This window comes from Edaphobacter sp., from assembly GCF_035532915.1.
Taxonomy (GTDB): Bacteria; Acidobacteriota; Terriglobia; order Terriglobales; family Acidobacteriaceae; genus Edaphobacter.
In genome coordinates this window covers 1-15345 of the sequence record NZ_DATKQC010000299.1, presented here as the reverse complement: position 1 = coordinate 15345, position 15345 = coordinate 1, and the positions used below count along the sequence as shown (strand labels likewise).

Annotated in this window: 16 protein-coding genes; 10 read left to right on the top strand and 6 right to left on the bottom strand. The window is 61.2% G+C overall.

The genetic code is table 11. The features are described from left to right. Both VMU57_RS14365 and tsaA read left to right on the top strand, forming a co-directional pair. A partial coding sequence (locus VMU57_RS14365; protein ID WP_325384577.1) for an acyltransferase family protein occupies positions 1 to 518 on the top strand: 518 nt, incomplete at its 5' end. Positions 519 to 544: 26 nt separating this feature from the next. Then, a complete protein-coding gene (gene tsaA, locus VMU57_RS14360) occupies positions 545 to 964 on the top strand; it encodes a tRNA (N6-threonylcarbamoyladenosine(37)-N6)-methyltransferase TrmO (protein WP_325384575.1) in 420 nt (139 codons plus the stop codon). Between the two features lie 141 nt (positions 965 to 1105). Here the strand turns inward: tsaA and zwf are convergent, their stop codons facing one another. Both zwf and gnd read right to left on the bottom strand, forming a co-directional pair. Then, the gene (zwf, locus tag VMU57_RS14355) at positions 1106 to 2518 is read right to left on the bottom strand and encodes a glucose-6-phosphate dehydrogenase (protein ID WP_325384573.1); all 1413 of its coding nucleotides are present in this window, start codon (positions 2516 to 2518) and stop codon (positions 1106 to 1108) included. Positions 2519 to 2550: 32 nt separating this feature from the next. After that, complete coding sequence (gnd, locus tag VMU57_RS14350) at positions 2551 to 3573, bottom strand: phosphogluconate dehydrogenase (NAD(+)-dependent, decarboxylating) (protein ID WP_325384571.1); 1023 nt, start codon at positions 3571 to 3573, stop codon at positions 2551 to 2553. A gap of 140 nt (positions 3574 to 3713) precedes the next feature. On the opposite strand from gnd, the gene VMU57_RS14345 reads away from it, so the two are divergent. Beyond that, positions 3714 to 4544 (top strand): GAF domain-containing protein, encoded by an 831-nt coding sequence (locus VMU57_RS14345; protein ID WP_325384569.1) that lies wholly within the window; start codon positions 3714 to 3716, stop codon positions 4542 to 4544. 170 nt (positions 4545 to 4714) lie between these two features. Here VMU57_RS14345 and VMU57_RS14340 read toward each other — a convergent pair whose 3' ends face one another. The 3 genes from VMU57_RS14340 to mltG all read right to left on the bottom strand — a co-directional run bounded on the left by VMU57_RS14340 (position 4715) and on the right by mltG (position 8497). Then, complete coding sequence (locus VMU57_RS14340; RefSeq protein ID WP_325384567.1) at positions 4715 to 6331, bottom strand: VWA domain-containing protein; 1617 nt, start codon at positions 6329 to 6331, stop codon at positions 4715 to 4717. A 145-nt stretch (positions 6332 to 6476) separates the two neighbouring features. Continuing rightward, a complete protein-coding gene (locus VMU57_RS14335; RefSeq protein WP_325384565.1) occupies positions 6477 to 7361 on the bottom strand; it encodes a LolA family protein in 885 nt (294 codons plus the stop codon). A 146-nt stretch (positions 7362 to 7507) separates the two neighbouring features. Continuing rightward, positions 7508 to 8497: an endolytic transglycosylase MltG gene (gene mltG, locus VMU57_RS14330; RefSeq protein ID WP_325384563.1), complete on the bottom strand. Its 990-nt coding sequence runs from the start codon at positions 8495 to 8497 to the stop codon at positions 7508 to 7510. A 337-nt stretch (positions 8498 to 8834) separates the two neighbouring features. Here mltG and VMU57_RS14325 point away from each other — a divergent pair, with 337 nt between their 5' ends. From VMU57_RS14325 to VMU57_RS14305, 5 genes are all read left to right on the top strand, one after another. Beyond that, entirely contained in the window at positions 8835 to 9308 is a 474-nt protein-coding gene (locus tag VMU57_RS14325; RefSeq protein WP_325384561.1) for a transcription elongation factor GreA, read from the top strand. A 60-nt stretch (positions 9309 to 9368) separates the two neighbouring features. Next, positions 9369 to 10001, top strand: coding sequence for a CDP-alcohol phosphatidyltransferase family protein (locus VMU57_RS14320; protein WP_325384559.1), 633 nt, complete (start codon positions 9369 to 9371; stop codon positions 9999 to 10001). A gap of 18 nt (positions 10002 to 10019) precedes the next feature. Further along, a complete protein-coding gene (locus VMU57_RS14315) occupies positions 10020 to 10556 on the top strand; it encodes a hypothetical protein (protein ID WP_325384557.1) in 537 nt (178 codons plus the stop codon). Then, positions 10510 to 11556 carry a hypothetical protein gene (locus tag VMU57_RS14310; RefSeq protein WP_325384555.1) on the top strand — a complete coding sequence of 349 codons (1047 nt, stop codon included), beginning with the start codon at positions 10510 to 10512 and terminating at the stop codon, positions 11554 to 11556. Before VMU57_RS14315 ends, VMU57_RS14310 begins: the two co-directional genes overlap by 47 nt. Before the next feature lie 137 nt (positions 11557 to 11693). Beyond that, positions 11694 to 12806 (top strand): hypothetical protein, encoded by a 1113-nt coding sequence (locus VMU57_RS14305; RefSeq protein ID WP_325384553.1) that lies wholly within the window; start codon positions 11694 to 11696, stop codon positions 12804 to 12806. 10 nt (positions 12807 to 12816) lie between these two features. Here the strand turns inward: VMU57_RS14305 and VMU57_RS14300 are convergent, their stop codons facing one another. Continuing rightward, positions 12817 to 13521: a hypothetical protein gene (locus tag VMU57_RS14300; RefSeq protein ID WP_325384551.1), complete on the bottom strand. Its 705-nt coding sequence runs from the start codon at positions 13519 to 13521 to the stop codon at positions 12817 to 12819. Between the two features lie 10 nt (positions 13522 to 13531). Here VMU57_RS14300 and VMU57_RS14295 point away from each other — a divergent pair, with 10 nt between their 5' ends. Both VMU57_RS14295 and VMU57_RS14290 read left to right on the top strand, forming a co-directional pair. Next, entirely contained in the window at positions 13532 to 14326 is a 795-nt protein-coding gene (locus VMU57_RS14295; RefSeq protein ID WP_325384549.1) for an NIPSNAP family protein, read from the top strand. A 304-nt stretch (positions 14327 to 14630) separates the two neighbouring features. Beyond that, the gene (locus VMU57_RS14290) at positions 14631 to 15272 is read left to right on the top strand and encodes a PEP-CTERM sorting domain-containing protein (protein WP_325384547.1); all 642 of its coding nucleotides are present in this window, start codon (positions 14631 to 14633) and stop codon (positions 15270 to 15272) included. The last annotated feature ends 73 nt before the right edge of the window (positions 15273 to 15345 follow it).

Genomic DNA, 15345 nt, shown 5'->3' with positions numbered 1-15345 from the left:
TGGGTGTGTACGATGGGCCGCACCAATTTCTAGTGACATTCGAGTTTGTCGGCATCTTTCTTATTGGAGTGCTGCTGGCGAAGAACCTCGATATGCTGAACGGTCTCTATCGGCGGCAAGGAACAGTCCCGCATATCTTGTTTGCGCTGGTCTCGCTGTTTCTTTATTTTGGCGGACACCGCATCGCGAGTATGGGCCCCTTGTGGCATCTCGGGGATATGCCGGTGGTACTGGGGGCCGCAGGGTTGCTGATGCTGGGGCTGAACTCCGTTAAGGCCAGCCGTGCTCTCAGCTCCGTTGTCCCAACGTTCCTTGGCCGAATCTCTTATAGTCTCTACCTCGTGCATGGCACTGTTCTTTTCGCTACGGCTGCGGTCTTGCAAAACAAAGTAAGCCATCCCGTCTTCTTTCTCATCTATTTTCCAACCGCCATTCTCTTATCGTGGGGTTTCTACGTGTCTGTGGAGAGTCCGTTTATGGTGATGAGCCGCAACGTCGGGCGACATAGCGCTGGATAATCGGAAGAGCTTAGGCAGAGAGGTCTATGGATATATTGAACAGCTTCGACATCGCTCCGATCGGATATGTGCGCTCCGTGTTGAAGGAGCGCGCGGGTGCACCGCGCCAGGGAAGCGAGGGCGCGCCGGATGCGCGGCTGGAGATCGATGCCGCTTTTGTGCGGGGCCTCGATGGCATCGAGGCGGGACAGGAGATCTGGATCTTCACATGGCTGCATCAGGGCGAGCGCTCGGTGCTCGAGGTGCATCCGCGAGGCGATGTGCGGAACGCCGTAAAGGGAGTGTTCGCGACACGCTCGCCGGACCGTCCCAACCCGATAGGCCTGCATCTCGCAAAGGTGCTGAGCGTCGATGGCTGCCTGCTTGCGGTGCAGGGGCTGGAGGCGATCGACGGCACGCCGGTTATTGATATCAAGCCGGCTCTCGAATGCCGGCGCGATGCCTGAGCGTGATGCGGCGAAGTCCTAAGCGGGTAACGTCAACCTATAATCTCGTTATTCCTTTGAGGAAAAACCCCTGTATTGCCGCTGCTCTTGCCCTTTTCTAATCGGTGCCATCGGCTTCCGTTTTAAACAGAGAGGCAACTGCTACTTCGGCTGGCCGACGATGCGGAAGTCTTCCTGCTCATCGCCGCTGGGTTTGTCCCATCCGCCGGGAGGGATGACGGTTTGGTCTACCTCTCTCGGACCCCAGCTCTGCGGCTCGTAGGAGTAGAGGGGGGTGTTGGCCTTGAGGACGGGATCGACGATGCGCCAGGCTTCTTCGACGTAGTCCTGCCGGGCGAAGAGGGTGGCGTCGCCTGCCATGGCATCGCCAAGGACGCGCTCGTAGGCCTCCATCTCGTTGGGGCGGGGATGGCGGCTGGCCACCATCTCTACGGCGGCGCGTTTGCCGGTGCCGGTCGGAGACGTCACAGAGACCGCCATGGCGACCGTCATCTCCGGGCTGACACGGAAGCGCATGTAGTTCTGCGGCGTGCCCGGTTCGGTAATGTTGGTGGTGGGCGGCTTGCGGAAGCGCGCCATCACCTCCATGCAGGTGACGGGCAGATTTTTTCCGGCGCGGATGTAGAAGGGAACGCCGTCCCAGCGCCACGACTTTATCTCCAGCTTAAGCGCGGCGAAGGTCTCGACCTTGGAGTTCGGCGCGACGCCTTTCTCGTTGAGGTAGCCGTCGAACTGGCCGCGGACAAGGTCCTTCGCTTCGAGGGTGGGGATGGCCTTGAGTACCTTGACCTTCTCGTTTCGCATGGATTCGCTGTCGTTACAGGCCGGGCACTCCATGGCGAGATTGCACATCACCTGGAAGATGTGGTTCTGCACGACATCGCGAATGGCTCCGGTTTGGTCGTAGAAGGCGCCACGTCCCTGTATACCGAAGTCCTCGGCCATGGTGAGCTGGACGCTCTCGATGTAGTTGCGGTTCCAGAGCGGCTCGAGGAAAGAGTTGGAGAAGCGAAAGGAGACCATGTTGTGCACGGCGCCTTTGGCGAGATAGTGGTCGATGCGGAAGATGGAGCTCTCGGGGAAGGCCGAGAGCAGGATGCGGTTCAGCTCCTGCGCGGAGGCGAGGTCGCGGCCGAAGGGCTTCTCGACGATCATGCGCGCGCCCCTGGAGCAGCCGGAGTTGACCAGCTGCTCCACTACTTTTTCAAAGAGCGATGGCGGGATGGCGAGGTAGTGCGCGGGGTACTGGGCGGAGCCGAGTTCTTTGCGCACGGCGGCGAAGGTGGCGGGGTCGGCGTAGTCGCCATCGACGTAGCGCAGCAGGCTGCTGAGCTTCTGCCATGCGTCGGGATCGAGGCCTCCGTGCAGTTCGAGGCTGTCCTTGGCGCGGGCTTTAAGCTGATCGAGGTTCCATCCGGCCTTGGCGACTCCGATGACGGGAACGGTGAGGGTGCCGCGCTTGACCATCGATTGCAGCGCCGGAAAGATCTTCTTGTAGGCCAGATCGCCGGTGGCGCCGAAGAAGACAAGGGCATCGGAGTGCTGTGGAGCCATATTTGTGGGTCTCTCTTTTTATGGTTGCAAAGTTATTTTGCGGCTGGCTTTTCCAGGTGGCCGCCGAACTCGTAGCGCATCGCCGAGAGCAGCTTGTCGGAGAAGTCCGCCTGTCCGCGTGAGCTGAACCGTTCATAGAGGGCAGTGGTCAGCACAGGAGCGGGTACGCCCTCGTCGATGGCGGCCTTTATCGTCCAGCGGCCTTCGCCGGAGTCGGAGACGCGGCCGCCGAACTTCGACAGCGCGGGGTCTTCGGTGAGCGCGGAGGCGGTGAGGTCGAGCAGCCACGATGCGATGACGCTGCCGCGCCGCCAGACCTCGGCGACCTCGGTGAGGTTGAAGTCGAACTGATAGTTTTCAGGGTCGCGCAGCGGCGTGGTCTCCGCATCGACTTCCCCGGTCTCTTTGCCGATGTTGGCGGCCTTGAGGATGCCGAGGCCCTCGGCGTAGGCGGCCATGATGCCGTACTCGATGCCGTTGTGCACCATCTTGACGAAGTGGCCACCGCCGTTCGCGCCGCAGTGGAGATAACCCTGCTCGGCGGTGCCGCCGACCTTGTCGAAGCCGGGGGTGCGGTCGATGTCGCCGATGCCGGGCGCGATGGACTTGAAGATGGGATCGAGGTGCTTCACGGCCGCTTCCGGGCCGCCGATCATCATGCAGTAGCCGCGATCGAGTCCCCAGACGCCGCCGCTGGTTCCGACATCGACGTAGTTGATGCCTTTGGGGGCAAGCTCTTTAGCGCGGCGGATGTCGTCGATGTAGTACGAGTTGCCGCCGTCGATCAGGATGTCGCCCGATTCGAGATGAGGAGCGATCTCGGCGATGGCGCTTTCGACGACTCCGGCAGGGATCATCAGCCAGATGGCGCGGGGCTTGGCGAGCTTGCTTACGAGGTCCGCCAGCGAAGAGGAGCCGGTGACGCCTTCTTCCTTGGCCAGCTCGTCGACGGCTTTGGTCGACATGTCGAAGACGACGCATTCGTGGCTCTTGCGCGTCAGCCGCCGGACCATGTTGGCTCCCATTCTTCCCAATCCCACCATTCCAAGTTGCATACTGCCCCCTTTTCAGATAGTTTGCCGGACAGGCTTTGAAGCTTCCCCGAAGCCGCTAAAATAGACTACTCCCCTTGCCTTGAGCTGAAGTTACAGGGAATGAGGACGCTGCGAGCACTCAGCAAGTAGGATGCAGCGGCATGAGAAAGGGTGAGATGGGCGTGATCGCTTTGAACCCGGCGGACACTGGCCTTGAAGTGTTGGACCTCGAGAGCGACTCCGCGTTTGCGCAGAGATGCCTGCACACGCGCGATGTCGCGACACAGATTGAGGGGATGCATCGGCTGGCCCGGGCCTTTGTCGCCAGTCCCGATACGATCCTGCAGGAGCTGGTAAATGTCGCGGTCGATCTGTGCGGTGCCGACAGCGCCGGTATCAGCATAGAACAGGCAGAAAAGACCGACGAGCACTTCTGGCATTGGGTCGCCACCGCGGGTAACTACTCAGGCTTCCTGAACGCGACGCTTCCCCGCTATCCCAGCGCCTGCGGTGTCTGCCTGGAGCGGGGACGGCCACAGTTGTTTCGTGTGACCCAGCGCTTCTTCGACCTGATGGGCGTCGATGCGCCGACGGTGACGGACGGCATCCTGCTTCCGTGGGAGACCGAGGAGACGCGCGGAACCATCTGGATCATGGCGCATGGAAGAACAGAGGCGTTCGATAGCAACGACTCCCGCATGATGCAGGTGCTCGCAAACTTTGCCGCCATGGGAGTAAGGCAGCTACGGCAACGGAAGAAGTTGATGGAACAGGCCAGCGCCGCTGCGGCCGCCGCCATGGCGAACGATCTCGCCCACAAGATCAACAACCCGCTGCAGAGTATGACGAACATTCTTTATCTGGCGGCCGAAGGTGGGAGCGGCGGCGACGCCAGGGCGCTGGCTCAGGAGCTGTCCGAGCATGTCGAGCGGCTTTCGGTGCTGGTGGGGAGGCTGCTGGAGCTGCCGAAGGTTACGGCACGAACGAAGTGAAGCTTCAAGGGGTGTCAGGAAGTAGCGCTAAAGCGTTTTCCCTGAAGGTGTCGTTGTGCGGGCCGAGGAGAAACGCAGATTCCCTGCGGGAATGACAACAGAACCTGCGGGAAGGACAACAAAAGAGGACGGCGCTACCTTACGACGGCTCCCCCTGCGAGAGAAATGCGCTATTGGAGCGGATGCTTTGCTGGCTGCGGCAGCAGCTTTGGCTCCGGTGTGGGGAGGTCGGGAGCGGTGTCGATCATCCTGCGGTCGATGTCGACCGAGCCGATGCGTCCGCCCGTCAACGAGCCGACGACGACTCGCACCGATCGGGTATTTCGAGGGATACGAAGCGTCATCGTAAGGTGCGCTTGCAGCGTCTTCAGGTGTTCGAGGTCCTGCGAGCTGTTGGTCATGGTGAAGGCTTCCGTCTTCGAGGACAGCACGTAGTGCCGTCCGGAGAGGCCGGCCCCGGCAAAGCCAACGTCGACGGCGCTCCCTCCGTCGGCGCGGGGCTTCCAGTCGGCGTTTTTCATGCTCACGTCTACCGTGAACTCGGCGGAGTTGGTGTCGTGGTGCCGCACGATCTTTTCCACCGTTACACCGAGGCCGGTGAAGGGCACGTTGGTCTGTACCGCCTCGGCGATGTTGTAGAGGGCGTCGACGCGGGGATCGGTGGGCTGCCCCTTGTCCGGCGAAAAGTAGCCCGCCTTGGTGAGCGCCTGCAGCGCGGGGTTGCGCATGGTGACGCGGATGCGGAGGAACTTCCCGTCCGCGATGCTCTCGGGCGGCTGGTAGGTGAGCGTGTAGTAGCGCGAGCCCAGCTCGACCGAGGTGCGGATCAGCTTGTCGAGGTCGTTGCGGTTGTAGAAGAGCTGGCCGCCGGTCTCATTCACAAAGACGCCGAAGTTCACGTCGCCGGAAAAGGGATCGTCGTCGCCGATCTGGTCCTGGTCCGACATCGCGCTTCTGGGGGTGAAGGAGCGGCCGGTCGCGACCTCCAGCCCCGGATAGATAAGAAACAGGCTCATGCGCGCATCGACCAGCAGATTCGCGGTCTTGTGGACGTAGGTGGTGACGGTATCGGCTGTCTTCCAGTCGAGGTCGGCGGTATAGAGGCTGGGGCCGCCGTGGCCGATCCAGAGGATGTTCTTTCGTCCGGGGACGCCGGTGTTCTCGAGCGCGATCTGCCGCAGCCCGTTGATCGACTGCAGAAACCGCTCGCTGAAGAAGGAAGCGTTCAGCTTGTAGGGGATCGCTGCGGGGAGATGGTCGACGGCCGAGAGCAGCTCCTGCTTGCTGCGGGTGTAGCCCTGCACCATCTCGAGCGACTCGTTGCCCAGCACCATGACCTCGGCGGGGGCCTTCAGTCGCGACGGCTCACTGGCCAGATACTTGTGGACGCAGTAGCGGATATAGGCCATCTGCTCGAAGGAGGAGTTCAGCTGGTCGAGCACAAAGATGGTGACGGGAGCCTTGCCGGAGGGGTTGTCGTCGGCGCTGTTACTGCCAACGACATGATCGTCGGGTGCCTCGAAGGAGAAGATCTTCTGCGGCCTCTTGTCCTGCGTGATGGTGAAGTCGTCTTTGGTCAGTCCCTTCACCACGGGATGACCCTTGGCGTCGAGAACGGTGACGTCGAGGAAGACCAGGCGCGAGGTGACGTGGAGGGTGGGAACATCGGTGGCCGAAGATTGCCCTGAAGACTGGCTGGGGGCCGGAACGTTCTGCGCCGATGCTGCCTGAAGAGTGAGAGTGCCGAACAACATAGCCCCGGAGAAGATAGCACGCATCGACAGCATGAAAGATCCTCCCGTTCACCGTACACCCGCCTCCGCGAATTTTCTATGCGGCCACAGCGAAAATACAGGGCCTCTCCACTCCAAACCGTCCGTGGCTGCGGTGGGATGACGTGCTGTTGTGCGGCGACGGTGGAAGTGCGGGCTTCTACTTCAGGTGCTGGACGGGAACATTGTCGGGGATCTTCATTTCGAACTGGTCATTGTCCATCGTCTGGTTCAGCGTCATCTTGGTGATGGTGACGGTGAGGCTGTACTGGTCCAGAGGACGGGTGATGACGATCTTCGACGGGAAGGAGATGTCGCCGTATTTCTGATAGTTGCTGTAGACCGCCTGAGTCTCGACCTTGCCGTCCGCATCATAGATATCCTGCTGGAAGGGCTCGAGGTCGACGCGGCTGATATGGATGACGCGCTGCGTGTGCACCGTCTGGCCCTGGGGCTGCGAGAGGATCTGGAGTTCATAGTCAGGCTCTTCGATCAGGTCCTTCTTCTTCTTCGGGTCCTGCACGATGCGAACGTCGGTGGTGAGCGAGGCGAGCTCGTCCGGGCCCAGACCGCGGATGAACAGGGAGTTGAAGATGACCGCGGGGCGAAGGTTCTCCAGGCCGTTCTTCGACGGCTTGGTGACCTGGCTGGTGCCCTCCATGGCGCGGTTCTTGGGAGGGATCCAGAGCGACCATTTCTTGCCGTCGCTCACCATGTCCATCGCCTGGTTACGCAGGACAGGAACGAGCAGGATGAGGCGCAGGTCTTCCGGCTTGCGCATGAAGATGTAGCCGCTGAAGTTGGGATATTCGTTGACGTGGCCTTGCAGGGAGCCGCCGGTGGTGGCGGAGATCTCGACGGTGGCCTTCATGGTCTGAATGGCGTCGTACTGGGTGTTGACCTGCTTGACCAGGTGGTCGAGCGAGGTGCCGATCACCATTTCGGCGAGGTGGGTGCGGGGTACGATGCGGGTGTGGGTCAGGCATCCGGTCAACGCCGGAACCAGGCTCATCAATCCCGCCGCTACCGTCTTCTTTAAACTCATGGGCACTAACTTCAAGTATATCTATACGCGAACGCACTCTGGCCTAGAGGAGTACCGCCGCGAATGCGTGGGTTTGGATTTCTATGTTCGTCAGATTGGATGTTGCGGAGTGCGGTTGCGTTTCTTTTTGTGTAGATCAGGTCCTCTCAGGGGGTCTGCTTCTTTTGCGCCTCGCGGTAGGCCTGGACCTGCTCGGCGTGCTCCTTCAGGTCGGTGGAGAAGCGGCTGTGGCCCGCGGCGTCGCTGACAAAGTAAAGATAGTCGGTCGCTGCCGGAGCCATGGCGGCGCGCAACGATGCGATGCCGGGATTGCAGATGGGGCCGGGCGGCAGACCTGTGTGCTTGTAGGTGTTGTAGGGTGAGTCGGCCTGCAGGTCGGAGGCGTGGATGACACCGCTCCAGCGGCCGTCGAGCAGCGCCGCATAGATGACGGTGGGATCGGTGGCGAGCGGCATTCCCTTGGCGATGCGGTTGACGAAGACGCCGGCGACCAGCGGGCGCTCCGTGTTTTGGTTGACCTCTTTTTCGACCAGCGAGGCCATGATGACGGTCTGCTGCATCTGGCCGTCGAGGCCGATCTGGGCGGCGGCGCGGCGGAAGCGGTGCACCATGACGGTGAGGATCTCGACCGGGGTGGTGTGGCGGGAGAAGGTGTAGGTATCGGGAAAGAGGTAGCCTTCTAGCGATTGCGGCAGCCTGCCGGTCGGAGGCAGCCAGGCGATCAACTCGGTGTGCTGGCGCTCGGCGGCGAGAAAGGCGTCGCGCGATCCCAGCCCGGCGACGGCGACGGCCTGGGCGATGTCGAAGATGTTGTAGCCCTCGGGAATCTTGAGGGTGACGACGTAGACGTCGCCGCGCACCATGCGGGCATAGACCTCGGTCATGGGGGCGGCGTGGTCGAAACGATACTCGCCTGCCTTGAGCGTGCCATGTTTGGCCAGGCGCAGCAGGTCGAAGCCGTAGCGGTTGCGGACGATGCCGTTCTTTTGGAGCAGAGCGGCGATGGCCGGGGTTCCGGTGCCGGGCGGGATATCGACGAAGGTCTCAGTCCGCGGGCCGAAGGGGGCATAGACGACGTAGCCTGCGACGGCGACGGCGATCAGAATGAGCAGCAGCAGTGTTCCCAGAAACTTCAAGCCTGCGACCTCCGGCGGTGCGTCTCGGCGCACCGTGTTCCGACTATTTTACGGGTACGGCGTGCATTTGCCGTGGGATTGGCGGGGAAGGCAAAGACGAAAGACAGGGGTTCTCTTCACTGCGGCGGCAAAAGTGCCGCCTGCGGTCGAGATGATGTACGTTTTGTGAGTGCGAAGCGGTGGCTGGGGCTATCTGCTTTGTTTTCTGCTTCGCGCTGGACGATGGGGTTCGCTCGGCGTACCCTCGGTGTTGACCGCATCGTATAATCAACTTTGGATTTTTTAACTCGCTGCCGCAATCATGTTGCGAATATGTCAGCGCGACCTGGAAGGCCCCATGCCAGAACATGTAAAAAAACGGCTCGAAGAAGAGATCAAGCATCTTGAATATGAGCTGACCACCGAGCTGCCCGCGGAGATCAAGAAGGCGGTCGCGCTGGGCGACCTGAGCGAGAACGCCGAGTACCACATGGCGAAGCAGCGCCAGGTCTTCGTCAATGCGCGCCTCGGCCAGTTGAAGAAGCGGATGGGCGAGCTTGCCATGGTCAACCTCGTCAACATTCCGCACGACAAGGTCGGCTTTGGTGCGACGGTCACGGTCTTCGACTCCAGCAAGAATGAAGAGATCACGTACAAGCTGGTCACCAGCGAGGAGTCCGACGTGGCGCAGGGGTTGATCTCGACGACCTCGCCGATCGGGCGCTGCCTGCTGGGCAAAAAGGTTGGCGATGTGGCCACGGTGGTCACGCCGAACGGCAACCGCGAGCTGGAGATTTTGAAGCTGCTCACCATTCACGATAGCGCTGAGTAAACTCAGCCGGGCCATGTTTCAGCGGCAACGATGTAAGCAATTCTTTTGGAGGCAAGTTTTTTGACCTGGACAAGTGCATTCGGCAAGGGCAGCGGCTGGCTGCTGCAGAAGATCGTCAACGGTCTCGCACTTACCCGGATCTCACCCAACGCGCTCACCTTCATCGGCCTGCTGATCAATATCGTGGCCGCGCTGTTCTTCGGCTTCGCCCGGCTGCGCAATGCCGACCGCATGTTTCTCTATGCGGGCCTGATTATCATCGGTGCCGGAATCTTCGACATGGTCGATGGCCGGGTGGCGCGGCAGACCAACCAGGTCTCGGTCTTCGGAGCCTTCTTCGATTCGGTGATCGACCGCTACTCCGACGTGGTGATCTTCTTCGGCCTGCTGGTCTTTTATGCGCGCGGCAACCGGCTGTTTTATGTGGGTCTGGTGGCGTTCGTCATGACGGCATCGCTGATGGTGAGCTACACCCGCGCCCGCGCCGAGGCGCTGATTGGAAACTGCAAGGTCGGATTCATGGAGCGGCCCGAGCGCATCGTCTGCGTGATCCTCGGCGCACTGGGCAACCACTGGGGCGTGATGGCGGCCGCGCTCTGGGTGCTCGCCTTCTTCTCGACGACGACGGTGATTCACCGTATCCGGTATACCTATCTGGAGACGGAACGCCGCAAGCTGACGCCGACCTCGTAACCGCATTACCAACTCATCATGAAGCGACTGAAAGCCGTTCTCGCCGTTGGTCTTGCCGTGGGGCTGGCGGTGTTGGTCGTGCGCACGCTGTGGTGGCCGTTCGTCTATGACGCGGCGCTGATTCGCTATGCGAACTTTCTGATGGCGCACCACCTAACACCGTACCGCGATATTCAGGACTACAACCTTCCCGGCTCCTACTTCTTCGACTGGCTGGTGACGCATACGCTGGGCGTCTCCGCGCTGGCGTGGAGGGCGTATGACCTTCTGCTGCTGACGCTGGCAGGCATCGCGATGTACCGGATTGCGCGTCCTTACAGCCGGTTTGCGGGCCTGTTTGCCGCCATGCTGTTTGCCTGCTTTCATGCGCGCGATGGGGTCGAGCAGTCGGGCCAGCGCGATCTGTTGATCGTTGTGCTGGTGCTTGTGGGGCTGGCGCTGGCGGCGCAAAGCGGCAGGCGGACGCTGCGGATAGCTTTGTATCGGTGTGGCGGCGACGGTCAAGCCTATGGCCATCGTTGCGCTGCCGCTGCTGTGGCTGCTTCCCGAGGCTGACGTTCCGGCGGCGCAGAGAAGTTCATGGCGCTCGATGGGCATTGTGCTCGGTGGACTTTTGATTGCGCCACTGGCGGCGCTGGTGTGGCTGTGGCGTATGCACGCGGTGGCGGCGTTCTGGCGGACGCTCACCGTGTATCTTCCCTTTCACGCTCATCTGGGCCATCTGGCATTCTGGCCGCTGCTGACGCGCTGCATCACCGCCTCGCATGGGACGCTGCTTGTGCTTGCACTGTTGCTTGCCTTTACTGATCCTGCTTTCCGAAAGGCCGGTCGCGAGCTTCGCCGCCTGCGAATCTTTCTGGGCGCGGGCATGGTCTATGGCCTGATCTCCTACTTCGTGCAGGCGAAGGGCTACCCTGACCATCGCTACCCCTTCGCCGCCTTCCTGTTTCTGTTTGCGGCGGTGGAGTTTACCCACGCGCTCCGTTTGCCCGGCTATCGCAGGACCGCTGGCGTCGTGGGGCTTTTGTTCGGCACCGTGCTCTCCGGGCTTTCGCTCGAGCGAGCCCTGCGCGAACACTGGCCGGGCGAACAGGTCGCATCGCTGACACAGGATTTGAGCGCATTGGGGGGCCACGCGCTCTCCGGCAAGGTGCAGTGCCTGGACACGGTCGATGGATGCATCGAGGCGCTCGATGGCATGGGGCTCGTCCAGAGCACGGGGTTTGTCTACGACGAGTTTTTGTTTGCCGCACCAAGCACCATGACCGCGCAGCAGGCTGCGGTTCAAATCGGCCTGCGCCGAGAGTTTCTTCGGGAGCTTGAAGCGAATCCACCGCAGGTGATGGTCGTGATGCCTCGGCTGTTTCCATCGGGGCCTTATCACTACGCCAAACTTGGCCTGTGGCCCGGCCTGGAGACGCTTCTCGACCGCTGCTACCGGCTTGATGCCGAGCGTAACTTCCCGGTAGGGGCTGGGTATCATAGAGCAGGGTATCGGCTCTATTTACGCCAGCCAGCCTGCACTGACGCAAGGTTGTCGGCGGCTAGGCCCTGATAAATATTGTTGTCCCGGCAATCGTCGGGGAGAATTACGCAGCCGCCGTCCCATCCTGCATCCAATCGTCAAGGGAAGCGTGTGGGGAGCTGCCTGTGGTCCCAACACGCTGAACCGCCGCGAACGGAGAGGTTTGGATGAAACAGGTACGTCTGGTTCTGATGGCGTTGGCAATGTTGATCGCGGCTGCAGGCGGTGTGCGCGCCCATGCCGACGCAGCGCTGCTGATGGAAGAGCCGTACGGCACCTTTGGCGCATTCAATCCGACTGGCCACGCGGCGATCTATCTGAACCACATCTGCGCGGAGACGCCGACGCAGCTGCGCGCCTGCCGTCCGGGCGAGTTCGGCGTCGTCATCAGCCGCTACCACCGGGTCGCTGGATACGACTGGCTGGCGATTCCGCTGGTTTCCTACCTCTACGCGGTGGACCGGGTCGAAGACATTCCGACTACGGCAGACCCGGAGCTGGAGGCGCAGTTGCGCGATGCCTACCGGCGCAAGCACCTCATCGACATTATTCCTGACATCAGCGAAGGCAAGGACGCGGGCGAGGCACCCGGGGGCGACTGGACGCAGCTCATCGGCGCCTCGTACGACCGCACGATCTACGGCTTCGAGATCGAGACGACGCCCGAGGCCGATGCGCGCTTTATCGCCGAGTTCAATGACAACCGCAACGCCAGCCACTTCAACCTCTTCTTCCACAACTGCGCGGACTTCTCGAAGGTGCTGCTGAACGTCTACTATCCGCACTCGATCCACCGCAACTTCTTTATCGATGTGGGCATCACCACGCCCAAGCAGGTGGCGCGTTCGCTGACGAAGTACGCGAAGCGGCACCCGGAGCTGGACTTTTCCACCTTCGTCATTCCGCAGGTGCCGGGTACGATCCACCGCAGCCATCCTATTAATGGCGTGGTGGAGTCGCTGGTGAAGTCGAAGAAGTATGTGGTGCCGCTGTTTGTGCTGAGCCCGCAGGTCACGGCCGGGATGATCGTGGCGTATCTGGCGGACGGCCGCTTCAAGGCGCCGAAAGACTCTCCACGGGAGTTGCTGCCGGGAGATATCCAGGACATTGGCGCAACCCAGGGCAACACGGTCGATTCGTCCGCACCCGCGGTGCAACCGGCCGCAGACGGTGAACCTTCACTGCACCATCACGCGACGCCAGCACCTTCGCTTACTACTCCGGCTCTCGCAACCCCGATAGCCCCGGTCAGCGTTCCCGCTCCCGCCGCAGCCCAATAGCCGCGCGGCTTCAGTCCACGTTCAATCCGGCGTCGGCGTCGAGCACCAGCATCTTGCCTTCGACGAACAGGGAGTGCAGCTTCAGCGAACTCAGCGTGAAGGCATAGCCCGTCGTCTGGGTCGACTGGCTCAGCAGTTGCCGCATCAGGTCGGCGGCATTCACCTTCATCTGATCGGGCAGCTTGCGATCGAGAAACGGTATCAGCAGAAAGTTCAGCTCCTTCGACTCGCTGAGGTGCTCGATGTGGGCGTCGCGAAAGCCGATACTCTCTTCCTGCGCCTCGGGGACCATGGAGACGTCGGCGTTGGTGTCCATCGACACGCCAATGCAGACGCCGTGGACCGAGGTTCCCAGCTTGGCCCGCGCGTGCACGTGGACGACGATGCGGTCCTGCATGAAGGTGACGTGCGGCGAGTCGGCGTAGACGTAGCAGGCCGATTTGATATCGCCGCGCATGTAGTAGCGGCCCTCGGGGCCGTTGAAGAGCTGGGCGCGCAGGGTGCGCTCGAGCGCCTGCGACGAGATCCTGACCTCGATGGCGGAGGCAGCGCGCGTGACACTGAGCAACAAGGCACAGGCGAGCAGAAGGCTGACGGGAATGCGGCGCGTCATCTCTCCAGCATAAAGCCACACCGAGCCAGCGGACACCGGCACACGGTTCGCGGTATGCTTCGAGGTGCGTTCTTGTCCCGCTTTGGCGGGCAATCTATTCATAGGAGATTCAATGAAACGGCGTGAATTCTTGACCTCGTCCCTAGCCGCCTCCACTCTCGCGTTTGCGAATCAGGCACAATCGCAGACCCCTGCCGCCGGTGCGCGCGAGTACTATCAACTGCGCAAGTACCACATGCAGACCGGGCCGCAGACGAAGCTGACGGACAGCTACGTGGCCGACGCCCTGATTCCCGCGCTGAACCGGCTGGGCATTGCGCCGGTGGGCGCGTTTCATCTCGACCTCGGACCGGAGACCCCGACGCTCTACGTGCTGATGCCCTCTAGCAATCTCGAGACGCTGGTGAATCTGGAGTTGCGGCTGGCAGAGGACGAAGCCTTTATGAAGGCGGCGGAGCCGTTCTGGAGCGCGCCAGCCACAGCCCCTGCGTTTATCCGCACTGAGAGCACGCTGCTCTCCGCCTTCCCCGGCCATCCCAAACTGACGCCTCCACCCTCGGCGGCGCAGCACGGCAAGCGCGTCTTTCAGCTTCGCACCTACGAGAGCCCCAGCTTCGCCGACCACGTACGCAAGGTCGAGATGTTCCACAAGGGCGAGTTCGAGATCTTCCAGAAGGCAGGCTTCGACCAGGTCTTCTATGGCGACACCCTGATCGGGCCGCGCATGCCCAACCTGACCTACATGCTCAGCTATCCTGAGCTGTCGGACCTGACCGAGAAGTGGAAGCTCTTCAGCAGCGACCCGGCATGGAAGAAGCTATCGAGCGATCCGCGCTATGCCTTCGAGCAGATTGTGAGCAACATCTCGAACCTCATTCTCAGCCCGGCACCCTACTCGCAGATTTAAGCCGATCTCTCTATTCCGTCTGGATTCTTTGGGGGTGCTCCTGGGTCGATGGACCTGAGGGCATCCCCAAAACTATTTATAAATATGGCAAACTTTTTCCACTTTGGATGCAAGTCATTACCCTCTATCGTGTGCGACATTCCTCCCGCGTTGCCCAGTTGCGGCCATTTTTGGCGGAAAACAAAGAGGATATAGGCCGATGGCCTATTGCGGGACTTTGGCATTCAAGGTGCTATATGTATGCCGTCGCTCCTTTGAGGTGGAAACCTTTAGGGAACCTTTGCTTCAGGAGAATAAGAACAATATGCTGAAGAAGATCATCTACACGGCGGGCATCTGTCTCATCGGTCTCGGCCTTCGTGCGCAGGCGAGCACCATTGGCCCCGATTGCGGAGGCGGAAACTGCTTTGGGTCGACCTACACCCTGACCTATACCACCACCGCCAACCCCAACGTCTTTGATGTCAATCTTGCTGTCGACACGACCGGTTACACCGGAACCAGCACCAACCTGCTGAACTCGGTATCCTTGAAGATTGTTGCCAAAACCTCCGACATCACGTCGGTTTCGCTTTTGTCCTCTCCCGCAACCTTCGGCGCGACCAAAAGCGGCGGACTGGATGCAGGCGGATGCTCCGGCAAGGGCGGTGGCTTCTTCTGCTCCGAGAGCACCACCAAAGGTCTTGCCGTCGGAGGCGCGGGTGATGTCTATAACTTCCTGTGGCAGGTTCAATTGACGGCGCCTTCCGATCTCATGCTGGGCGCGGACGATGCGTCGGTGAAGGCGCTTTATGTGACGATGAAGGGTAAGCACGACGGCATCACCTCCGCACCGATTACCCTTGATTCTGGCGGCAGCCCGGTTCCGGAACCGTCGTCGATCGTTCTTCTGGGAACAGGATTGCTTGGCGCGGCCGGAGCGATTCGTCGCAGACTCTCGGCCTAATCGCGATTACCCGTCCAACCGATTCTGCAAGGGCAACCATCAAGGTTGCCCTTGCAGTTTTTTGCTGCTGCCA